Annotated in this window: 20 protein-coding genes; 1 reads left to right on the forward strand and 19 read right to left on the reverse strand. The window is 51.5% G+C overall.

What is annotated here, in order from left to right; translation table 11 throughout:
• Positions 1-6 precede the first annotated feature (6 nt).
• From ACTNCH_RS11640 to ACTNCH_RS11650, 3 genes are read right to left on the reverse strand one after another with little or no spacing between them, the layout of a single operon-like run.
• Positions 7-1464 (reverse strand): glycerophosphodiester phosphodiesterase family protein, encoded by a 1458-nt coding sequence (locus ACTNCH_RS11640; protein ID WP_441017912.1) that lies wholly within the window; start codon positions 1462-1464, stop codon positions 7-9.
• A 22-nt stretch (positions 1465-1486) separates the two neighbouring features.
• Positions 1487-2932: a glycerophosphodiester phosphodiesterase family protein gene (locus tag ACTNCH_RS11645; protein ID WP_441017910.1), complete on the reverse strand. Its 1446-nt coding sequence runs from the start codon at positions 2930-2932 to the stop codon at positions 1487-1489.
• A gap of 9 nt (positions 2933-2941) precedes the next feature.
• Positions 2942-4732, reverse strand: coding sequence for an LTA synthase family protein (locus tag ACTNCH_RS11650; RefSeq protein ID WP_441017908.1), 1791 nt, complete (start codon positions 4730-4732; stop codon positions 2942-2944).
• Positions 4733-4868: 136 nt separating this feature from the next.
• Here ACTNCH_RS11650 and ACTNCH_RS11655 point away from each other — a divergent pair, with 136 nt between their 5' ends.
• Positions 4869-5819, forward strand: coding sequence for a glycosyltransferase family 2 protein (locus ACTNCH_RS11655; protein WP_441017906.1), 951 nt, complete (start codon positions 4869-4871; stop codon positions 5817-5819).
• Here ACTNCH_RS11655 and ACTNCH_RS11660 read toward each other — a convergent pair.
• The 16 genes from ACTNCH_RS11660 to rfbB are packed head-to-tail and all read right to left on the reverse strand — an operon-like array spanning position 5816 to position 23222.
• Positions 5816-6154: an EamA family transporter gene (locus ACTNCH_RS11660; RefSeq protein WP_441017904.1), complete on the reverse strand. Its 339-nt coding sequence runs from the start codon at positions 6152-6154 to the stop codon at positions 5816-5818. The two genes, ACTNCH_RS11655 and ACTNCH_RS11660, sit on opposite strands and share 4 nt — an antisense overlap.
• The gene (locus ACTNCH_RS11665; RefSeq protein WP_441017902.1) at positions 6144-6491 is read right to left on the reverse strand and encodes an EamA family transporter; all 348 of its coding nucleotides are present in this window, start codon (positions 6489-6491) and stop codon (positions 6144-6146) included. The genes ACTNCH_RS11660 and ACTNCH_RS11665 overlap by 11 nt, the downstream gene beginning before the upstream one ends.
• A complete protein-coding gene (locus tag ACTNCH_RS11670) occupies positions 6488-7633 on the reverse strand; it encodes an ATP-grasp domain-containing protein (RefSeq protein ID WP_441017900.1) in 1146 nt (381 codons plus the stop codon). Before ACTNCH_RS11670 ends, ACTNCH_RS11665 begins: the two co-directional genes overlap by 4 nt.
• A gap of 10 nt (positions 7634-7643) precedes the next feature.
• A complete protein-coding gene (locus ACTNCH_RS11675; protein WP_441017898.1) occupies positions 7644-8804 on the reverse strand; it encodes a hypothetical protein in 1161 nt (386 codons plus the stop codon).
• The gene (gene rffA, locus ACTNCH_RS11680) at positions 8794-9924 is read right to left on the reverse strand and encodes a dTDP-4-amino-4,6-dideoxygalactose transaminase (RefSeq protein ID WP_441017896.1); all 1131 of its coding nucleotides are present in this window, start codon (positions 9922-9924) and stop codon (positions 8794-8796) included. Before rffA ends, ACTNCH_RS11675 begins: the two co-directional genes overlap by 11 nt.
• Entirely contained in the window at positions 9921-11714 is a 1794-nt protein-coding gene (locus ACTNCH_RS11685) for a hypothetical protein (protein WP_441017894.1), read from the reverse strand. The genes rffA and ACTNCH_RS11685 overlap by 4 nt, the downstream gene beginning before the upstream one ends.
• Positions 11715-11718: 4 nt before the next feature.
• Positions 11719-13443: a hypothetical protein gene (locus tag ACTNCH_RS11690; protein WP_441017892.1), complete on the reverse strand. Its 1725-nt coding sequence runs from the start codon at positions 13441-13443 to the stop codon at positions 11719-11721.
• Positions 13440-14399, reverse strand: a complete 960-nt coding sequence (locus ACTNCH_RS11695; protein WP_441017890.1) for a glycosyltransferase family 2 protein — start codon at positions 14397-14399, stop codon at positions 13440-13442. Before ACTNCH_RS11695 ends, ACTNCH_RS11690 begins: the two co-directional genes overlap by 4 nt.
• A 33-nt stretch (positions 14400-14432) precedes the next feature.
• Positions 14433-16286 (reverse strand): DUF6020 family protein, encoded by a 1854-nt coding sequence (locus ACTNCH_RS11700; RefSeq protein ID WP_441017888.1) that lies wholly within the window; start codon positions 16284-16286, stop codon positions 14433-14435.
• 24 nt (positions 16287-16310) lie between these two features.
• Complete coding sequence (locus ACTNCH_RS11705) at positions 16311-18272, reverse strand: glycosyltransferase family 2 protein (RefSeq protein WP_441017886.1); 1962 nt, start codon at positions 18270-18272, stop codon at positions 16311-16313.
• Positions 18273-18304: 32 nt separating this feature from the next.
• The gene (locus ACTNCH_RS11710) at positions 18305-19051 is read right to left on the reverse strand and encodes an ABC transporter ATP-binding protein (RefSeq protein WP_441017884.1); all 747 of its coding nucleotides are present in this window, start codon (positions 19049-19051) and stop codon (positions 18305-18307) included.
• A gap of 9 nt (positions 19052-19060) precedes the next feature.
• Positions 19061-19849 (reverse strand): ABC transporter permease, encoded by a 789-nt coding sequence (locus ACTNCH_RS11715; RefSeq protein WP_441017882.1) that lies wholly within the window; start codon positions 19847-19849, stop codon positions 19061-19063.
• Positions 19836-20657, reverse strand: coding sequence for a hypothetical protein (locus ACTNCH_RS11720; RefSeq protein ID WP_441017880.1), 822 nt, complete (start codon positions 20655-20657; stop codon positions 19836-19838). Before ACTNCH_RS11720 ends, ACTNCH_RS11715 begins: the two co-directional genes overlap by 14 nt.
• A 1-nt stretch (position 20658) precedes the next feature.
• The gene (gene rfbC, locus ACTNCH_RS11725; RefSeq protein WP_441017878.1) at positions 20659-21210 is read right to left on the reverse strand and encodes a dTDP-4-dehydrorhamnose 3,5-epimerase; all 552 of its coding nucleotides are present in this window, start codon (positions 21208-21210) and stop codon (positions 20659-20661) included.
• Positions 21211-21241: 31 nt separating this feature from the next.
• Positions 21242-22111 (reverse strand): glucose-1-phosphate thymidylyltransferase RfbA, encoded by an 870-nt coding sequence (rfbA, locus tag ACTNCH_RS11730; RefSeq protein WP_441017876.1) that lies wholly within the window; start codon positions 22109-22111, stop codon positions 21242-21244.
• Between the two features lie 28 nt (positions 22112-22139).
• Entirely contained in the window at positions 22140-23222 is a 1083-nt protein-coding gene (rfbB, locus tag ACTNCH_RS11735) for a dTDP-glucose 4,6-dehydratase (protein ID WP_441017874.1), read from the reverse strand.
• Positions 23223-23342: the final 120 nt, after the last annotated feature.

A 23342-nucleotide genomic window follows, 5' to 3' on the forward strand; every position in this document is an offset into this window, starting at 1 on the left:
ACGTTACTACTCTCCGTTTTCTCTCCATTCTTCCAGGGCCTGAGGGCTCCAGTAATCGGTATAGAAGCCGTAAATGCCCTTTTTCATATATTTCCGGATCTCCCCGGGCTCGTCCACCACATGTACAAACAGATCCAGCTTAAAATCTGCCGCCAGGCCGACGAAATATCCGGTCTTTTTCCATTTGACCGGAACGGTAAAGGCTCCGAAATTCATCTCTTTGGAGTATTTGGCCGCCGCTTCCTCGGCCTCTTTGGTCTTCGGAAGCTGATAAAAGGTAAACAGCCAGTGCTTCATGGGATAAATCGCATTGATTTTATCATAATCCTCTTCATTATACAACTGTACAATCAGACGATCCAGCAGTTTTTCCAGCCCCATTTCCCGGGCAAGTTCCACCAGCTTTCCCATAATCTCCGGCAAATCCGTGTTTTCGTCCTGCTTCACGTCCGTAATGAAATACAGCTCCGGATGCTCTGCCCAGATTTCCAGAAGTCCCCGGGCCGTCAGGGTCGTCAGGGTTCCAAAATACTTTTCCCGTTCAAAGGTCGCCAGATCCGGGATCCTGCCGTCATAAGATACGTCAAAGGTATCCTTTTTCCAGTTGTGGCGGCAGACCACCTCTCCGTCCGAGGTTTTAGCCAGATCCACCTCGATCACCCGGAAACCTTCGGAAATGGATTCCTCCAGGGCGTCCCGGGTATTCGTATAGCGGTACTCGCCCGCATTTCCCAGGGCGTGGGCAATCAGGCAGCTTTCCTCATACCACTGAATTTCATGGTTGGCCAGGCTGTCATGGTCTCCCCTGCGGCATACATTGAGCCAGAATTCCCCCAGAAGCTCCTTCTGTCCCTCCAGGGTGTAGGGTCCGGTCCAGTAGACGCTGACCAGAGTGATTCCGCCCCGAAAGGCCCGGATTTCACCGCTCTCTGTCACATAGGCCACGTCCGGGCGGCTGCTCTCATAGGTAATATGCTCTGTCTCTGCACTGGCCGGAACCGGCTTTGCCGTAAAGGATATCCGGTCTCCCCGGTGCACCAGATAATAATACTCATTAGCCGGAAGCTCCTCCGGCAGCGATACCTGCATACCCACCGCCTTCTGCACCACGGTCACGGGAACCTCTATATACACCTTCGGATTTCCCGCCGCTGCTATGCGTAAGGTCACGGTTCCCGGCGTATGGCCAATCAGAACACCCTCCGCCGTCACCTCTGCCACTACCGGATCCGAGGATTCATACAAAAGCGTCCCGTCTGCCCGTCCGTTCCGGACTTCCGCCTTCGCCGCCACCGGCACCCGCGCCTCCCGGGTATAACGGGTCAGGGTGTAACCGCCCTCCGGCAGGTTCAGGACCCGGATTCCGGTGATGGCGTCTATATAGATGTACCGATAAAGCAGAACGCCTCCTGCTGCCAGAAAAAGGAGCAGGAGGGCTGCTGTTGTGATTATTTTTTTCTTCATGTAGTCATTTCCGTCTGTATTTCTAATTCTCTCTGGCTTCCCGCAGTCCCGCCGGACTCATAAAGTCTGTATAAAAGCCGTAAATGCCCCGCTTCATGGAGCGTTCCGCTTCCTCCTCCGTATCAATCACATGGATAAACAGATTCAGATCATACTCATTTGCCAGATTTACAAAATAATCGTCTCCCATACACCAGACTGGGGAGGTAAAGGCCCCAAAATCCTTCTCCTGGGAAAAGGCGGCGGCTTCTATCTCTGCCCCCGGCGTATCCGGAAGCTGATAGGTGGTAAACAGCCAGTGGCGGAAGGGATAGATCTCCCGGATCCGATCATAATCCTCTATTCCATAGAGCTGTATAATCAGGTGATCCAGCAGGCTCTCCTGCCCCTGTTCCTTCGCCAGCGCCACCAGCCCATCCATAACCTCTGAAAGATTCGTGTTCTCGTCCTGCTTCACATCTGTTACAAAATAAAGTTCCGGATGCTCTGCCCAGATATTCAGAAGCTCCCTGCCCGTCAGCGTCGTCAGGGTTCCAAAATACTTTTCCTTTTCAAAGGTCGCCAGATCCGGGATCCTTCCATCATAGGATACCCCGAAATCATCGGAATACCAGGTGTGGCGGCAGACTACTTCCTTATCGGACGTCATGTTCAGATCTACTTCCAGTATTTTATAGCCCTCGGCAATGGACTCTTCCAGGGCGTCTTTCGTATTGGTGTAGGTTTCATTTCCGGCATTTCCCAGGGCGTGGGCAATCAGACAGCTTTCCTCGTACCACTGGATTTCATGCTCCTCCAGCTTATCGTGATCCTGTTTCCGGCATACATTGACCCAGAAGGATCCCAGATCCTCCTGTTTTCCGGCTTCTGTATAGGGTCCCACCCAAGATACGCTGATTTTCGCAATACCGCCCTGGTGCGCTTCCAGCACGCCGTCTTCGGAAACGGTTACAATCTCCGGATTGCTGCTTTCATAGGTGAGATTTTCCACCAGTCCGTCCACCGGATCCGGCAGAGCCTGCAGAACAGGCCGATCCCCCGTATGCGCCAGATAATAAAATTCGTTGGACGGCAGCTCCTCCGGCATGGATACCTGCATACTCAGGGCTTTTTGAATCACCGTCACCGGGATTACCTTCTTCACAAAGGGATTGCCCTTCGACTTCACGGTCACAGTGGTGACGCCTGCCTTTTTGGCAATCAGAGTCCCCTCCGCCGTTACCTCTGCCACTTCCGGATCCCCGGTCTGATACGTCAGCTTCTCCGAAGCCAGGGAACCGGTCCGCCGGACCTTCGCTTCGATGGTCTCCTCCACGTCTTCCGTATAACGTATCAGCGTGTATCCCGCCTCCACCATCGGAAGCTGCACACGGATCTCCTTGATCGGAAATACGAACAATCCATAATATACCAGTCCCGCCAGGGCAAGTCCCGCTACTGCCACAAGTACATACTTTATCCTTTTCATACCCTCTCCCTATGGTGTGATAGTAAATAAACTATCCACGCGGTTTTTTCGATCCGCCACGTAATTATATTCCATTCGCTGATATGCCCTCATCAAATCCGGCTTCTCTGCATTTTTTCCCCAGGCCGTATAGGTGCCGTCCGTAAGGTAATATCCATTTTTCCCCAGAACCGGTATAGATTCCCAGTTCTCCAGCAGCATTCTGTCATAGGCAGTCAGCTTAAGATTCGCCAGATCCAGAATCTTCGCCCCCAGATAATTGGCACTTATTTTATCTACCGGCTGTGCCTCTGTCTCATAATTGGTCCAGATAATCAGCGGCGTCACATACTGCTTATCCGCTTCCTCTGCCGTAAGCTCCTTCATGGATTTTCCATAAAGCGTCTCATAAAATTCCGTCTCGACGGCCGCCTGGTGATCGCCGAACATGACAATCATCGTCGGCTCCTCCACCTGTTCAAAGTATTCCACCAGATACTGGAACGCCTCGTCCGACTTTTTCATCAGGGAGAGGTACCGGTCAGCCTGTTCGTATCCGGCCAGATCCCCCTCTGCTTTTATCTCCTCCCGGAAATCCGGGGACTCTTCCTCGTAGCCGCCATGATTCTGCATGGTTACATTAAACACAAACAGCTTCTCTCCCGGATCCTTTTCCTCGTAACGCTCTATCAGCCTCTGATAATCCCCCAGATCGCTCACATAATTGCGCAGAAGCTCGGAATCCCGGAATCCGCCGCTGGATATGAATTCGTCAAAGCCCATATACTGGTACACATTCTTCCGGTTCCAGTTGCCGGAGATATTGGGATGCATGGCCACCGTCGTATAGCCCTGGGCCTTCAGCGTACTGGCCATACCATATTCCTCCGGTTTACAGTAGGCCTGATAGGCGCTGATGACATAAGGCAGAAAAGCCATGCTGTTTCCGGTCAGCACCTCGTACTCCGTATTGCTGGTTCCTCCGCCGAATACCTGCACATACAAATCGCCCTTGATGGTATTTTCTTCCAGGCTCTTTATAAATGGGAAATATTCCTGATTAGTCTGGAAATCCCGGATTACCCGCATATCGGACAGACTCTCATTCATGATAACAATCAGGTTCACCGGACTGGTATCGGAAGCCGGCCTGCTTTCATACTCCACTGCTTCCGCATCCTTTTTTGTCTCTTCCACCGAATATCCCTCCGGCTTTTCAAAGACCATGGACTTGGCCAGAATGGCTGTGGAGGTGGCGTAGCCAAAATCCTGATAGCTTCCCTCCAGGCTCCACCAGAAAATATCGTCGTCAATCCCGGCCAGCGTATATTTGATATCATACTTATAAAAAGCCAGCAGCCAGGCTGCCAGGCAGAGGGCGTAGCCGCCTGCGGCAATTCCCCGTTTTCCTATCGTCAGCTTTCCAATCCTCGTGTTCCACAGAACCACCAGGACCAGAAGCAGCAATACCGCTCCACAGGCCACGGATTTGGAAAAAGTGATATGGTAATTGGATACCACCGCTGCCGCCGTTCGCCAGGCCGTCAGATCCTGGGGCAGAAGAAGCGGCGCTCCCTTGAACTGCAGGACATAATAATCGACCGTCGCCAGAATATACAGCGCTATCGTTGTTCCGGCTGCCGCAGCCCGGAACCGGTTGAGCACCAGAAACACCAGACCATACAGCAGATAGTAAAATACCAGGTTGATCAGCGCCCGCGCGGGGCTGATTGACAGCAGGTTCCCTGTTGTCGTTTCAAAGATAAGATAACCGAATACCGGTGTCAACGCCGCTACCGGCCACTTTAATTTTTCTTTCATTTCAACTTCCTCTGTACACTTTCCCGATTGCTTTTTTTCTGATTCAGTATACAGTCTTCTCCCCGGATTGACAAGACTTCCCGCAGACGGTATACTGAATTTTAACAAATCTTAAGAAAACAGGAGCTATTTTTACATGGAAAAGCTATCCTTTGTGATTCCCTGCTATGGCTCGGAAACCACAATTGAAATTGTTGTAAACGAAATCATAGAAACCATGAAACAGCGGCCGGAATATGATTACGAAATCATTCTGGTCAATGACTGTTCCCCGGATCAGGTATGGACCCGTATCCGCGCGTTGGCCCTTTCCAACCCCCGTATCACCGGAATCGATCTGGCCAAAAATTTCGGCCAGCATGCCGCTCTGATGGCCGGTTACCGTCAGTGTACCGGCGATCTTGTCATCTCACTGGACGACGACGGCCAGACGCCTGCCTGCGAGCTCTTTACCCTGGTGGATAAGATGAAAGAGGGCTGGGACGTGGTATACGCTTCCTATGCCCATAAAATGCACAGCGGCTTCCGCAACTTCGGTACCTGGATGAATGAGCGCATGACCGAAAGTCTCATCGGAAAACCAAAAGGTCTCCGCGTCACCAGCTACTTTATCATGCGGCGCTTCATTGCCGATGAGATTCTCCGTTACGAAAACGCCTACCCCTATATCGAGGGCCTGATCTTCCGGGCTACCCGGAACATCGCCAATGTGCCCATCACACACCATGAACGCATGGTAGGCGAATCCGGTTATAACTTCAGCAAGCTTCTGGCCCTGTGGTTCAACGGCTTTACCGCCTTTTCCGTAAAACCCCTGCGGGTCGCCACCTTCTGCGGAACCGCCTGTGCCTGTATCGGTTTTCTGTACGGTATCTATGTGGTGATCCGAAAGCTGGTGGACACCTCCATTGAAATGGGCTGGAGCTCTATCATTGCTTCCATTTTTTTCCTGGGCGGCCTGATTCTGATTATGCTTGGTATGATCGGCGAATACATCGGCCGTATCTATATCAGTATCAACAACGCGCCCCAGTACACCGTCCGTCAGATTGTAACTTCCGACCGCTGTGCCGGACCGGAGGCCTAACTGTAAAATACAAAGATTCCCAGAAGAATCAGCGCATTTCCAAGAAGTTTCTTTTTGGTAATCTTTTCGCCAAAGACCAGGCGGCTTAATACCATTACAAGGACGAAGCCCAGGGATTCTATCACCGCTCCGTTCTTGTATTCCAGGCCTGCGTAGCCGCCCACGGTCAGAAGCGTGGAGAAGACCATCATTCCATAGCCTACAATCACGTAGGGATTCAAGTATTCCCGCAGTACAGATTCATAGGATTTTGCCGCACTCTTTTTCAGTAAAATCTGGGAAAGGGACGCCACTACCACCGACGCCACCAGAAGAAGCATATATTTATTCACCATCGCTGTTCACAATCATTGTTCCTGCGAAAACAATGAGTACTCCTATGATATTTTTTACCGTCAGTGCTTCGTGGAAGAAAATCACAGTCCACACCAGCGACCACAGAATCGCCATGGAACGGTTGGCGTATGCCACAGACAGATCGCAGCGCTTGATGATCTGCTGCCAGGCAATGGCATAGATTCCCAGAATCAGGATTTCCACACCGTAATAGACAAGAAAGGGCAGGCTCAGGGGCTGCTGGCCGGAGGCCAGCTTTGCCGCCACGCTGGACAGGGTATAAAGCATTACCACCAGCTGCAGGGCCAGAATCAGTTTCGGCGAAATCTTTTTCATAAGGTTACGTACTCCTTTGCTTCCGCGAGACTGTCAAAGGCCAGGATAAAATATCCGAACCGGGTGGAGCTGTCGGTAACGGCTCCCTCGTGAATTTCCTCCATCTCGCTGATAAAATGTATTTTTTCCGGAATCTCTCTCTCCAGTTTCTGAAGAAGCTCCCGATCTGCTTTTGTAAAAATAAAATGAATATACGCGGTCTTTGGTTCCCGCACCCTTTCCAGGGTCGGTCTGCGCCCGGAAGCCACCTCAATGACCATGCGCACGAAATCATAGCCTGTGGAAAGCTCCACCAGATCCGAGCCGATACAGTCGCCGCCCATCCGTGCGCCGATTTCAATGATACGGACCTCATTGCCCTCCAGTTTAAATTCCGTATGGGAGGCCCCGTTTTCTACCTTCAGGGCGTCAAGACCTGCAAAAACTGCCTTTTTTATGGCTTCCCTCTGTTCTTCGCTCAGAGGCGCCGGCTCCAGATGTCCGGTTTCTATAAAATGGGGTTCTCCGGTGGTGTATTTCTTTGTGACTGCCAGAAAATGATGCGTTCCCCGGAAGGAAATGCACTCGCAGCTGTATTCCGGCCCGTTCAGGTATTCCTCTATGATTGCTTTCTTTTCAAAGGAATTTTCCACCGAAGCCTGCAGGGCGTCAGCCAGCTGGCCCCATTCTGTCACCTTGGTTATTCCCCGGCTGCCGGAGCGATCCGTAGGCTTCACGATCACCGGAAGCTTCAGATCCGTCAAAGCCTCCGGCTTTGTAGTCTGGTCTGCCTCGCGGAAACCGGGAACCGGCACCCCTGCCTTTTGAAAAGCCTTCCGCATGGCATATTTGTTGGTGGAAATTTCCGTACATTCCATACTGTTTCCGGGCAGCCCCAGCTTCTCCGCCACATAATTGACCGTCAGCATGGCCAGATCCGAGCCGATGGAAGCCACCGCGTCCGGCTGTATCTTCCTGCACTGCTCCAGGATTGCCTCCCGCTCTATGATACTGACCGGATAAAAATAATCCGCCGTCCGCTCTCCTATGGAGCCGTCCTTCCAGGCGAATACATGGGTCTCATAGCCCATCGCCTTCGCTTTCAGAATCAGCGGATTCTGGAAGCTGTTGGCGCCGATGATTACGATCTTCTTCTTTTTCACACGCTCACTCCTAACACTGCCATCCGGAGAACAGCAGTAAGTCTATATAATACCAGAGTCCCGACAGGACATGGTACAGGAACAGAAGGTTCCCGGTTACGCAGATTGCCTTCTGTTTCCACCTGGTCTGATAAAAACGCAGCGCCGTCATTACAAACAGCAGGAACAGGGCCAGCTGAAGCGCCCACTCAAAATTTCCCGCCGACACCTCCGGACGCTCCACCAGCAATACAAATTCCAGCAGGGAGCAGATATAGAACAGCAGGGCAAGCCACAGCGCTTTGTCCTGAAATACTCTCTTTATTCCCAGAACCACCAGCACAAACAGCGGAAACGCCACGGAAAGCAGAATGGAAAACAGCGGGTTCGGCGCATCCAGTCCGATTACTTCAAAGGGCGAAAGTTCAATGCTTCTGTTTTCCCCGCTGTCAAACATGGCCAGATACTGCACGATAAAGTAGATTCCGGACGGCACGCACATCAGCGCCAGCTTCAGGCTGAAAAGAAAAGAGTTTCCCCGGTTGGGTATCAGTTCTATCAGCAGAAATAATACCATTGCCGGCAGAAAGCCCTGTAAAAAAGAGGGCTTTATAAAGCAGCTAAGCAGCAGAAGCGCGGATTCCCCGGCAATCCAGGCATTTCCGATGGTTTCCCTCTCCCTGTATATTTTTACAAAGCACAGGAAAATCAGAAGAGCCAGCGGCTTTACTGCCAGATTCGTGGGATTGTACCAGATCGTGGGACTGCTCTGTCCCAGATAAACCTGTGGATTATACCAGGGCATATAGAGGGCTGTCACGAACAACAGGCTTAAGCCCAGAAGGACACATTTCCACACTTCCCATTTTCTTCCATTGGCATTCCAGAGGAAGCTGTAGAGAAGCGCCCCTGCCGCGCCAAGAAAACAGGCTGTCACAAAGGCCGCTGAAAATTCCCTTCCGAAGGGAAGCAGCCAGTTGATGAAACGCACACAGAAATGCCATACCGGGTAAAAATAAAACTTATTAAACCGCGGTTCCAGCTTTTCTCCCACCGCCCAGCGGGAATGCGTCCGAAAGTCGGTATACTCTTTCCCGATTTCTACTTTTGTCATGGCAAAGGCCGCTGCGAACATTACCAGGACGCAGAGCCAGAAGCCCCATGTTTTCCAGCTTTGTTTTTTATTTTCCATAAAACTCCTTTATTTTTTCTCCCACATAGACTACCTGCTCTTCTTTCAGGCCGTAGTACAGGGGCAGCCGTAAAAGCCGCTCGCTCTCTTTGGTGGTGTAGCGATCCTCGCCGAAGAAGCGTCCGAATTTCTGGCCTGCCGGAGCCGTATGAAGCGGAATATAATGAAATACCGTCTGAATTCCCTGCTCCTTCAGAAAGGCGATCAGCCGGGTACGTTCTTCCAGATCCGCTGTTTTTATATAGAACATATGGGCGTTATGTTCACAGCCTTCGGGTACCGTCGGAAGCGTCAGCAGTCCCTCTTCTGCCAGCGGGGTAAGCAGCTCCCGGTAAAGCTTCCAGCTGCTCATACGGTCCGCGTTGATGAGATCCGCCGCTTCCAGCTGGGCCCAGAGATAGGCTGCGTTCATATCGCTGGGAAGATAGGAGCTTCCGGAATTCACCCAGGTATATTTATCCACCTGTCCCCGGAAAAACTTGGAACGGTTGGTTCCCTTCTCCCGCAGGATTTCCGCGTCTTCAATCGCTTCCGGCTTCTGGATCAGAAGGGCTCCCCCTTCGCCCATGGAAAAGTTCTTTGTCTCATGGAAGCTGTAACATCCATAGTCCCCGAAGGTTCCCAGGGCCTTCCCTTTATACCAGGCACAGACGCCCTGGGCCGCGTCCTCTACTACAGCCAGACGATGCTTTTTCGCAATGGCCATAATCGTATCCATCTCACAGGCCACGCCGGCGTAATGAACCGGAACGATGGCCTTTGTCTTCTCTGTGATGGCCGCCTCTATCAACGTTTCATCGATATTCATGGTATCCGGACGGATATCCACGAACACCGGGACCGCGCCCCGGAGCACGAAGGCGTTCGCTGTGGATACAAAGGTGTAGGCCGGCATAATCACCTCGTCGCCGGGCTGGATATCCAAAAGCAAAGCCGCCATCTCTGTGGCGTGGGTGCAGGAGGTCGTCAGAAGCGCCTTCGCTGTCCCGGTCTTTTCCTCGATCCAGGCATTGCATTTCTTCGTAAACATTCCGTCGCCGCAGATATGCTCTGCCGCTATGGCCTCTCTGATATAATCAAATTCTTTCCCTGTAAACGGCGCTACATTAAATCCAATCATTTTTCTACCTCCCTGACATTAAAATCATATACTTCAAAGCTTTGTTCGCCATAGGCAAGCGTATCTACCAGTTCTCTTCCCTGATAGGCTGTTCCATAGATACTTTTGAAATACCGGTCCATATACCTGAGATTCACATTTTCCAGAGAAATCACATATACCTTATCTTTTTCCACGATATCATGCTTCGGGTCGGTGATTCCAAGCTCTTCGCACTTTTCATTTTCCAATGGGGAAAAGGTGTGCCAGCCGCCTACCGACAGCAGATTGCTGAAGGCAAACTCCCGTTTCACTGTAAAATTATCCGTATAAGTCTCTATGGTAAAGGTCGTCATAAAATATACGTTATCCGGGTGCTCTGCCATATACCGGTTCACGTCCAGGAATTCCAGGTTATAGTCCCGGCGTCCGGTATTGTAAGCCTGCACATTTTTCCAGGTATTGGAAGCCGTCATTGCCAGGATCCCAAGAGCTCCCAGGGTCAGTATCAGATTGCCCGGCTGAAGCGTTTTCTCTTCCGCTCCCTCCGATTCCAAAATCCGATACCAGATTCCCAGAAACAGAAAGATTGCCATAAAATACAGTACAAAGCCCACCCGCTCCAAAAGCCGGTCCCGGTAGCCCAGATATCCCCAGTATCCAAACCAGAGTACCAGAAACGCAAGTCCCAGTCCCAGCTCCTTCCGGTCCGCCACCGCGCACAGTCCCAGCGTCATGGCAATGACTGCAAGCGCTATCAGATTGGCCGGGTGATAGGTATCCTTGGTAAAATGCTCATAAATCTCCACCCAGGCTGTCCGGAGACGTTCCGTCAGCGGATGGGACGCCCGGTAGATCTCCTTCTCATGCTGTGCCAGCTCCGCCATTTTCTCCGGATAAAAATCTTCTGTCAGATACAGGGAATAACGCTGCAGATTTTCTGCCTCCTCCGGCGTAATCTTCAGTCTGTCGTAGACAGCCGGATCGCTCTCATAATTCTGCAGGCCATAATAGTCCATAATGGCTTCCCGATCTGTATTGTACTTCCGGAAGGTTCTCCATTCCGGAGTCCGGTAAGCGAAGGCCTCCACCGCCAGAATCACCAACACCCCCGCTGCCAGCATAAGCGGCACGAAAAGATGCCCAAGCCGAAACGGAAGCGTGACTTTTCCACAGATCCAGCTTTTTCGCTCCGCATATTTCCACAAAAAACAGAGGGCCGCCGCCGGAACTGTGATCAAAAATACGTCGTCCCGGATCAGAAGCGATACCAGAACCAGAAAGACCGCCAGTCCTTCTTCCATCATCACCTGCCAGTCCGGGCCGTCTCCGGCCGTATAAAACAGATAGATTCCGGCCGCTCCCGCGATTCCGGCCGCTGTGGTCCACTGGAACGCCGATACATGTTGGATTCCCAGCGCCGTCATCAGAAGCAGGGCAATCAGTGTATATATTATTTTCCAGAAAATCCCTTTTTTTGAAACCAGTCCACGGTACAGGCAAAGCCCGAAGGACAGCAGGATTACGCCAATCATGGTAAGTCCGTACCAGTCGAGCCCCGGGAGCAGGCGATACAGACCGCTGATCCCAAGCCCCAGCAGATATTTGATATGCAGCAGATGGGAGTCCGGCGTCCCTGTAATAACGCCCGCCGCCACATTCCGCATGGCCACATCATCGTTGATATCATAGATAAACGGAACCGTTTTGTATACCAGAATAAACCAGAGCCCTGTCAGCAGAAAAGAAAGCAGCATTGCTCCCGGAACCCCGGCTCCTCTATTCTGTTTTTTCAAAGCCATGTTTTCCATCGCACTACTCCTGTATCTGATAGAGATAGAAATTTCTTCCCTCTACTTCCGTTGTTTCCTTTAATACAAGCTCTGCTTCCGGATATTTCCAGTCCACATAGGAAGCATAGAAGCCCGGATCCGGATCGTCCCGCACTACCAGAAACGCCTGCGGATCCTCAAGCAGCGTCTGTCCCACATTCCGGATTCCCAGAGCTTCCATACGCTCCCGATCCAGGGGAGAGGTGCTGTACCAGTCTCCCAGCGTCAGGCAGCGGTTCAGGGCGAAATTTCCGTGGGCCGTTACCTTTGCGCCGCCCACCGGCTCCGCCATATAGGTCTCGATAAAATACAGCCGTTCCTCCTGGGATTTGCAGGCTTCCTTGAAGCTCTGATAGCAGGTATCAAGTTCAAGCTTCTCCCGGTTACTTTCCGCGGAGATCTTCCATTGCCACGCCGCTGCTCCCGCAAAAATAAGACAGAGAAAGCCCAGAATAAACTGCATTCTCTTTTTCTGTTCTGTCTCCCTGTTCCACACTGCCATAAAAAGGCCGGCAAAGGCTCCCAACATCACCAGATGGAGGGAAAATGCCACCCGCTCCGGCAGCCGCCCGGCATAGCCTAAGACCAGCCAGAGCCCGCCGTGGGCGCACAGAAATAAGAATACCGGAATGTACAGGCTTTTTTTCTTTTTCCACAACAGGATAACGCCCAGCACTAAAAAAGCTGCCGCTGCCAGGCTGACTGTCCCGTAGGCGCTGCCCAGGAACTCTGTGACAGCCAGTTTTATCCCCGCTTTCAGTCTAACCCGCAGTCCCAGGGCCGCTCCGTTCTGAAGGCTGGCTTCCTGACTTAAATCTTCCATCATTCCGGCATCCAGCCCGTCTACCAGATACAGGGCATAGTGGCGAAGCGCCCGCACTTCCTCGCTGCTGATTCCCAGCTTATTCTGAAAGAATTCCGGGTCGGCCTCGTAGGAGGGCACGCCCTCATAATCATACACCTCCGAACGCGCCGTCTGGAACCGCTGAAATTCCTTCCATTCTTCGCCCCGATAGGCATTCTTCTCTGTCAGGATCAGCAATCCAACGCTGAAAAATACCAATCCCGGTAAAATCAGTTCCCGAAACTTTATTTCCCATTTTTTACCATTTCTCCGGACTGTCTTCCAAAGAAAGGCGATCCCGAAACCCGGCAGGGTCATAAGAAAAACGTCTGAACGGATTCCATAGGTAAAAACCAGAAGCAGCCAGATCAGAATTTCTTCTGTCACCGTTCTGCTTTCCCGCCCCGCCGATACATAGAGATACAGAGCCGCCGCTCCCAGAGCCGCCGCACTGACTGTCCACTCGAACTGGGCCGCGTGAAACAAAAGCGTTGTCGTCCAGGCGCCCAGCGCAGCCACCGCGTAGATTAGCTTCCAGCGAAAGCTCTTTTCCGCCGCCAGTCCTCTATAAAGCACTGCCGCCAGACTGAAAAACATGGCTCCGGCCATAAAAAAACCATACCAGTCCACCGTCCGGTTCACCAGGTACAGACGGCTTAACAGCCAGCCCAGCGCATACTGTACAAAAATCAGATGTCCGTCCGGCGTTCCTGTGAAAGCTCCCGAAGCAATATCCCGCATAATCACATCGTCCGCAATGGCATAGACGAAGCCCATGCTCCTGTATACCGCCAGGCCGCAGATAAACGCAAGAAGAACAGACGCCGTCCATGCTGCGCCTGTTCTTTTTGTCACCCTGTTCATGCTTCCCGCTCCTTTACTTCCTTCTGCAGTTTTGCAAATCTCTCATGGGCCGCAATCAGCTGCATTTCAAAATCCTGCTTGTTTTTTTGCTCCATGCTCTGCAGCACCAGTCCCGCAAAGAGGGACTGCAGGGCCGCAATCAGGACAAAGCCACAGACAATCAGGGTCGGGAAACGGGGAACCAGCCCGGTCTGCCAGTATTCTGTCAGAATCGGAATCAGAAAGCCCACGCCCAATACGGTCAGAATCCCCGCCAGTAGGGAAAAGAAGCCCAGAGGCTTGTAGTTCTTATAGAGATTCAGGATCCGGGTCAGTACCTTAAAGCCATCGGAGAAGGTATTCAGCTTCGACACGCTTCCCTCCGGGCGGTCCCGGTATTCGATGATCACGTGATCCACCTGCATATGTTTGTCCGCCGCATGGATGCTCATCTCGGTTTCGATTTCAAAGCCATGGGACAGCACCGGGAAGGTCTTGACAAAGGAATAACTGAAAGCCCGGTAGCCGGTCATAATATCCTGAATATTGGTATCAAAGAAACGGTTGATACAGTTTTTCACAAAGGAATTGCCAAAATTGTGGAAAGGTCTTTTATTTTCCGTATAATAGGTGGACGAAAGCCGGTCGCCCACCACCATATCGGACTGCTGTTTCCGTACCTTCTCCACCATGGCAGGGGCCGCCTCTGCCGGATAGGTATCGTCCCCGTCTACCATCACATAGACTTCCGCGTCAATCTCCCGGAACATACGCCGGATCACGTTGCCCTTACCCTGCTGATATTCGTAGCGTACCGTCGCGCCTGCCTCCCGGGCCAGCTGCTCCGTTCCGTCTGTGGAATTATTGTCATAGACATAGATGGCTGCCTCCGGCAGGGAACGCCGGAAATCCTCTACTACCTTTTTTACTGTTTTACTCTCATTGTAGCAGGGAATCAATACCGCTACTTTATCCATAATGACGTCCTCCGTCTTTTTTCATTCATGTTTTCAGGCTTCCTGTCTCTCCTGCCAGACCCGCCAGCACAGATAAAGCAGCAGCGGCGCGCAGGCTATGAACGGGTAATGATACCGCATTTTCACCACAGGTCCCAGAAGATTCGTCAGAAAATATCCGGTAAAGGGAGCCATCACAATCAGCCGACGCCATTGCCGGCTATACAGCAGAAGCAGCATGGTAAAGAGCCACAGCCAGGTATACGCCCCCAGATTAAACGTTGCCGCAACTATCGGAACTTTCTGGAAAGAAGCTTCATTTCCAATTTTTCTATAAAATTCTGAAAGAGCCGAGATTCTGGATTCCATGGTCACGTCCACATCTTCCCGGAACTCCTTACAGTAGTATTCAAAGTAATCTCTCCCCGAACCGGTATCTTCAATGGAGTTGCCGGGATACCAGTATCCGAAGGTTCCGGCCAGGAAGGAATCCACATACATCTTTTTGTGAGACCTTCCCACACTGACCCAGGTTTTCAGGAACGGCAGGGGATTTTCCGCAAATTCCTTTCCGTGAAAATAGGCCTTTACCGGATCCGCAAATCGAGACGTATAGGAATTCAGGCCTTCCTCGTCAATCATGCTCAGGATGCCTTCTCTCTGTTCCTCCGTAAGTCCGCTGTTATCCAGACTGTAGACCCGTGCCGCCGACTGCATCAGTACGCTGCACATTTCCCTGGGATCGCCCGGCTCAATGCCAAGCACACTGTAAACCGGCCCCGTGTAGATCCCATACAGTCCCAGGCAGATCACACAGAGCAGCAGCATTTTCTTCCAGTATCTGCGGTACGCCCACAGCAGGAAGGGAATACAGAATAAAAAGGTATGAAACCCATTATTCCGGAAGGCAAATAAGAAAAAGACATTGACGCAGAATAACAGTTGTCTGCGCCGGGAGGCAAAAAAGACCTCCGGATACTCTGCCATCCGCAAAAGCTGTACCACCAATACCGCGAATACCGCCGTAAACAGGGAATCCTTGGTGGCGCATAAGGCCATCAGACTGTTTACCGGATGAAAGCCAAAGAAAAGAAGTGATCCAATCCACAGCCATTTCGGCGCTTTTTTCTGCCGCAGGTACAGGCAGACCTCTGCGTATAGAGCAGACATCAGAACCATCTGAAGCAGGGAATAGAGCAGAGCTCCGGTCTGATTGGACCCGGTCAGCGCCCGTCCAATCTCCCTCGTCAGCCATAGCATAGCTGTATGGAGTATCGGGTGATGGGCTGTCCATGCGTGATCGGCCACCGCCGCCAGCTGCCAGCCGCAGTCATAGGAAAAGATACCCGGCCAAGAGGCCAGAAGCACCGGAACCCAGGACAGGAACAGAACCGCAAAGCAGAACCAGTAAAACTTTCGTACCGGGAAGCTGTAGGCGATGAAGTAGGCTGTCGGGCCGTCTGCACGGCTAATATACGCGCCGGTCAGCTTCTTCGTTTCCCGCGCCGCGTCCGGTTCCGATGTTGTCTCTACTGCCGGCACCCCCGCAATTGCCCGTAACCCTGCGCTCACGCAAATCGTGAAAAACGGGGCCAGGCAGAGAAAAGCCGGAAGCACCTGGGGATTCCATACCGTATCCGTATAATTGAGAGAAAAGCCCCAGACCGTCAGCGCCGCGAACAGTATTCCGCCCGCCGCGCCGCAAATCCAAAGTCTTCTATTTCCTTCCTTTTTCAGGAATTGCATACCCACATAGAGAAACGCCCCAAACATCAGCATGGCCGTCACGCTGTTGGACAGCATGGTACTCTCTGATCGGATCTGATACAGAACATTGATCCCGCATACGGCCAGAAAGGCCGCCAGCGCCGCTATGCTGTTTCGTACTGTCTTCTCTCGTCTGCTCAAGTTGCTCTCCTGATAACCTGCCGGTTATTTAATCGTGTAATCAGAATAATCCAGTGAGAAATTCGGATTGAAATAGGGATCCCCCGCATCCAGATCCGCCTTCCACTTATGGCGGAACAGGTCTACCTCCTGCTGGAAGCGTTTCTGCTTCTCGCCCTCCTCCATACCACGGGTCTTGGACTCGTAATGGTACAGCTCCGCAAAGGGCGTAAATACATTCAGATATCCTGCATGACGGAGCTTCAGACAGAAATCCACGTCGTTAAAGGCTACCCGGAATTCTTCGTCCAGACCGCCCACCTCGTCATACTGGGCCCGGCTTACCATCAGGCACGCGCCTGTGACAGCCGTCACGTCCTGGGCATAGCACAGACGTCCCATATAGCCCAGGTGCATCTTATCGTCCTTGTAATGGGTATGGCCCGCCGCCCTGTGGGCGCCGAGACCGATGACAATGCCTGCGTGCTGAATGGTATTGTCCGCATAGTAAAGCTTACCGCCGACTGCAGCCACATCCGGCCGCTGGGCGTACATCAGAAGCTCCTCCATCCAGTCACGGGTGATGACCTTCATATCATTGTTCAGGAGCAGCACATACTTGCCGTTGGTAAAGCTTACGCCGAAATTGTTGATTTTGGCGTAGTTGAACTCGCCCTCGTACTTGACAATCCGGATCTTCGGATTGTGCTCCAGGGCCTTATAGTAATCAAAGATCTCTTTTGTCTCGCTGTTATTCTCCACAATGACAATCTCGTAATTCTCATAGGTGGACTTATTCACGATAGACTCCACGCAGCGGGACAGGTCCTCCATATGATCCTTGTTGGGAATCACAATGGAAATAAGAGGCCGCTCCAGAAGCGGATAACGGATCCGGAAAATGGTCGGGAACGCCCGGGTGCTCTCCACCTTGACGTCCATGCCATATACGTCCTTGATATGGTCGTGTACCGCGCGCTTGGCAGCGTCCACCGCATAGGTTTTCGCGTTGATGTCCTGAGCCACGCTTGCCTTATGGGAACGCCAGTAATACAGGGCCTTCGGTACATGGTATACCAGCTTTGCCTTCGCGGTCAGACGAAGAATCATGTCGTGATCCTGGCTTCCGTCATACTGGCTCCGGAATACGCCCGTCTCGTCCAGCAGGTGCTTTGAAAATGCGGAAAAATGGCAGATATAGTTATTGCCCCGCAGATTGTCCACGGCGAAATCCGGCTTGAAATGCAGCACGATCATGTGATCAATGCTGTCTCCCTCAAAGGTGATCTCATCGCAGTAGATATAATCCGCGCCCTTCTCATTGATAACCTTCGCGTATTCATACAGCACCGCCGGATGGAGAATATCGTCGTGATCCAGCAGGGCGATATAATCGCCGGTAGCCATCTTCAGACACTCGTTGGTATTGCCGGAGATTCCCTCGTTATGCTCCAGCACCTGATATTTGATACGGGCGTCGCTTTCCGCGTATCTTCTGCAGATCTCGCCCACGTAAGCGTGCTCGCTGTCGCTGCCGTCCGCCAGGCACAGTTCCCAGTTCTGATAGGTCTGGGCCTGTACGCAGTCCAGAAGCTCCGTCAGGAACTTCTCCGGCGTATTGTAAAGGGGCGTCAGAATGCTGAACTTCACCATATTGGGAAATACGGTCTCCCGCTGGGCCTTTGCTTCCTCCAGACTTGGGAAACTGGCAGTGCCGTGGCGCTTCATATTCTTGCGCTCCTGCAGCTTGCTTCTTACCTTCCGCATAATCCCGGGGATAGAGCCGTAACGGGTCAGACGATCCCTTGTCTTTTCATAAAAATGCAGTCCCTTCCGGAGGGGAATCGCCAGCTTCCAGGCAAAGCTTCCCTTGATCCGATCCAGCTTGAAATTCAGCTCCTCGATCTCCTTCTCGGACTCTTCGATTTTGCTTACGAGAACCTCGGTTTTCTCCCGCTCTGCCTCATAAAGCTTTTTATAATCCATTTGTTCCTGATTATTTTCCATAACTTCCCCCATGTTACTGTGAACGAATCCTGTTATTCCTTTGCGTTGGGATCCTCGTAGGCGTCGCAGACCTCTTCCGCCTCGCCGATCATCCGCACGTGTCCCCGGTCAATCCAGATGGCCTTATTGCAGATTTCCTTGACCTGCTCAATGCTGTGGGACACAAAAAGGACCGTGGTATTCCGATCCATCATTTCCCGGATACGCTTTTTACATTTATTCTGGAACTGATAATCGCCGACGGACAGAATCTCATCGATGATCAGGATATCCGCATCCACGATGGTAGCGATGGAAAAACCCAGACGGGCCAGCATACCGGACGAAAAATTCTTGATGGGTACATCCACAAACCGCTCCAGTCCCGCGAAGGAAATGATATCGTCGAAACGCTCCTCCAGCATCTCCTGGGAGTAACCGATGAGCGCGCCGTTCAGGAAAATATTCTCCCGGGCTGTCAGATCGTGATCAAAGCCGGCTCCCAGCTCAATCATCGGTGCAATGGTTCCCGTGGTTTCCACCGTTCCCTTGGTGGGCTTCAGCACGCCTGCAATGATTTTCAGCATGGTACTCTTACCGGAACCGTTCATTCCGATCAGTCCCACAGAATCGCCTTTGCGAATCTCGAAGCTCACATCATTTAAGGCCCAGAACTCCTCGTAAAAGAGCTGACGCTTTAACACCTTGATGACATATTCCTTGATGCTGTCTACCTTTTCTTTGGAGAGGTTGAAGCACATGGATACATTATTTACTTCTATGGCATTTTCTAACTTCATGCTGCTCTCCTATATCTTCAGAATAAACTTATCCTGGGATTTCTTAAATACCAGGGAGCCGACAACCAGAGCAATCGTACACCATATGATACTCTGCACATGGAGTATCCAGGGCGCGGTCACGCCGTCCAGCACTACCGCGCGGAAAATCTTAATAAATGCCGTCAGCGGATTGGCATTGATGATAAATACGGCCCACCTGGGCGCGCCGTCCAGGATGGACATGGGGTAAATGACCGGGGTCAGATACATCCAGGCAGTCGTTACCACACTGTACAGATGCATGAGATCCCGGAAGCTTACGGCTGCCGCAGACAAAAACAGGCTCACGCCTGTGGAAAACAAAAGTACATATAAAAGTGGGAATACCGCCAGAAGCACGGTGGGAGTCACACGGGATCGTGTCACTACCATCACGATTACCAGCGCAATCATAGAAGACAGCAGGTTGACACCGCTGGACATGACCTTGGTAATCGGGAACAGATACTTCGGCACGTAAACCTTTTTGATCAGCTCGCCGCTGTGGACGATAGAGCCCATGGCGATACTGGTCGATTCATTGAAAAAGTTGAAGATCACCTGGCCGCACAGCAGATAGACCGGAAAATTTTCCACATCTCCGTAACGGGAGAAAAAGTAGGAAAATACAATCGACAGTACGGTCATCATCAGAAGAGGATTCAGTACCGTCCATACCAGACCCAGTACAGAACGCCGATATTTGGTTTTGATGTCCCTCATCACCAGCTGGTTGATGAGGGCTCTGTATTTTACAAACACACTAAGCAAGCTCACGGCGGTATCCTTTCTGAATCAGACTATTTATCACGGCAATCAGCACAAACGCGCCTAAAAATACCATGCCAAAGCGGAAAAAGCTGAAGCACAGCACCTGATCGTTGGGTCTGGGCGTAGAGTAATAAGCATTGTTGAAGATAAACAGCTCACTGCAAAGAGCCAGATAGACAGCCGCCAGGAAAGTCAGGATATTGCCCTTTCCCAAAATCACCTTCATAGGTCCCCGGGCGTCATGCTGCAGCTTCCAGATACCGGAGGAATAGATATCCTCCGCCTCTACCTTCAGCCGTCTGTTTTCCTTCTCCAGGGCATGGGTTTCCTTCATGGCAATATCAAGCTTGCCCAGAAGCTGTGCCTTTTCCTTTTCCGACACACTGTGCTTCTTGATCTCCTGCCAGTATTCCCGCTTTGCATTGCCCAGCTCCAGTACCCGGAAGGTCACCTTCGCTGCTTTAAGCTTCAGGCACAGGGCCTCGTCCACGAAAAACTTCGGATCGTTATGCAGGTACACAAAGACAGGATCAAAGTCCACATCGCTGTTGGTTTTGATCCGATCCGCTTCTATCTGTTTTGTTTCTTCATTCTCATAGGTCAGGGCAATCTGATCCAGTCTGACCATGCTGCTGTCCTCCAGCAGCGGGTCAAACCGGAAACCACAGGTATGCTCAAAGCCTGTGAGATCAAAGTCCAGAGTTACCGCTTCACCCAGGGTGCAGGTATAGGGCACCGTCAGGGAATCCTCCGGACGGAAATCCTTGCCTGTATCGATAAATACCTCTGCTGTCAGCTGTATGCTCTCACTCATCTTACTTCTTCAACTCCTTAATTCCGCCCCATTTCTGATCCTTCTCAGAAATAGTCAGTTCCATTCCCTCCGGGATCGGCCATTCTACGCCGATATCCGGATCGCTCCACAGAAGTCCGCCCTCATCGTTCGGATGATAGAAATCCGTGCACTTGTACGCAAATTCCGCGTAATCAGACAATACCAGAAAACCATGTGCGAAATTCTTCGGAATGAAAAACTGCTTTTTGTTCTCTGCAGACAGAAGCACGCCGTACCACTGTCCGTAGGTAGCGGATCCTTCGCGCAGATCCACAGCCACATCAAACACTTCGCCGCTTACCACCCGGACAATTTTGTCCTGAGGATGGTTAATCTGGAAATGAAGGCCGCGCAGTACGCCCTTTTTGGACGCAGACTGGTTGTCCTGTACAAAGGGCATATCAATGCCTGCTTCCTTGTAATCATTGTAGTTGTATGTCTCCATGAAATAACCGCGCTCGTCGCCGAATACGGTCGGAGTAATCACCTTCAGACCTTCAATCGGACAAGTCTCGACTGTAATCTTACCCATTTTTTCATATCTCCCTTATCTGTTTTGTCTATTATAAGCCGTTTGCCACGTCAATCAGATACTGACCATAGGCTGTCTTCAGAAGCGGCTGCGCCAGTTCAATGAGCTGTTCTTTGTCAATGAAACCACGTCTGTATGCAATCTCCTCGATGCAGGAGATGTACATGCCCTGACGCTTCTGGAATGCGGCTACGAAATCTGCAGCGTCCAAAAGCGCATCGTGGTTACCGGTATCCAGCCATGCAAAACCACGGCCCAGGGTCTCCACCCGCAGGGTTCCCCGGCGCAGATACTCGTTATTAATGCTGGTGATCTCGATCTCGCCTCTTGCGGAGGGCTTTACGTTCTTGGCAATCTCTACCACGTCATTATCATAGAAGTACAGACCCGGAACCGCATAGTTGGACTTGGGGTTCTCCGGCTTTTCTTCGATGGAAAGAGCCTTGCCCTCCCGGTCAAACTCTACCACGCCGTACTCACGGGGATCCTTTACGTAATAGCCGAAGATGGTAGCGCCGGTTTCCCGCTCTGCCGCATTCTTCAGAACCTTGGAGAAGCTCTGTCCGTAGAAGATATTGTCTCCCAGAACCAAGGCTACCCGATCGTCGCCAATAAACTCCTCTCCGATGATAAAGGCGTCAGCCAGACCTCTGGGGCTCTCCTGTACCGCATAACTCATCTTCATACCCAGCTGGGAACCGTCGCCCAGTAAATCCTCAAAAATAGGCAGATCCCGGGGTGTGGAGATAATCAGCACCTCACGGATGCCCGCAAGCATCAGGGTAGACAGCGGATAATAAATCATCGGCTTATCGTATACCGGCATAATCTGCTTGGAAATCGCTTTTGTCAGCGGATAAAGTCTTGTTCCGGAACCTCCGGCCAGAATAATTCCCTTCATTTATCTTTTCTCCTATCTGTTCCGTTCCTTATTTATTCTTATACATCTCTTCGTAGTATTTCTGATAATCGCCGCTGGTTACGTTCTTCATCCAGTCCTCATGCTCAAAGAACCACTGGATAGTCAGACGGATACCGTCCTTGAACATGGTCTCCGGGTACCAGCCGATCTCTTCTTTGATCTTGTCCGGGGCAATGGCATAACGGCGGTCATGGCCCTTACGGTCTGTCACATAGGTAATCAGATCCTTGCTTACCAGCTTCTTTCTCGGATCCCCGTCCGGCAGCATCTCCTGCAGAGTCTCCAGGATAATATTGATGATCTCGATATTCTGCTTCTCGTTATGTCCGCCGATGTTGTAACGCTCGCCCAGGCGTCCGTTCTCCTGTACCATATCAATAGCCTTGGCATGATCGTCCACATACAGCCAGTCGCGCACGTTCTTGCCGTCGCCGTATACCGGAAGCTTCTTGCCCTGGAGCGCATTGTTGATGATCAGCGGAATCAGCTTCTCCGGGAACTGGAAGGGGCCATAGTTGTTGCTGCAGTTGGTGATGTTCATGGGGAAACGGTAAGTATCCCAGTATGCCTTCACCAGCATGTCAGAGGAAGCCTTGCTCGCAGAGTAGGGGCTGTGAGGATCGATGGGAGTCGTCTCATAGAAATAAGTATCTCCCTCCTCCAGGGATCCGTATACCTCATCGGTGGATACATGCAGGAATTTCTTATCCTCCTTGAAGGTGCCATCCGGCAGTTCCCATGCCTTCTTCGCCGCATTCAGCATAACCAGGGTGCCCAGCACATTGGTCTCCACGAAGATCTCCGGATTTACGATACTGCGGTCTACATGGCTCTCTGCCGCAAAATGGACCACGCGGTCGATGTCATTTTCCGCAAAAATCTTTTCAATGGCCTCACGGTCGCGGATATCTGCCCGGATAAAGGTGTAGTTGTCCCGATCTTCGATATCCTTCAGATTCTCCAGATTGCCTGCATAGGTCAGCGCGTCCACATTGATAATGCGGATGGAATCGCCGTACTTGCGGAACATGTAGTGAATGTAATTGGAGCCGATAAATCCGGCTCCGCCGGTTACAAGATAAGTTCTCATTTTAAAAAAATCCTCCGATTTTATTTTTATTTTTCTTCATAGTTATTTTTAGTATAGCATTAAATAGCAAAGAGGGCAAGGTTTTTCAAAAGTTGGCCCTCTCCTCCGGTTGACAAACAC

The organism is Candidatus Merdisoma sp. HCP28S3_D10 (genome assembly GCF_052065835.1).
Classification (GTDB): Bacteria; Bacillota; Clostridia; order Lachnospirales; family Lachnospiraceae; genus Laedolimicola.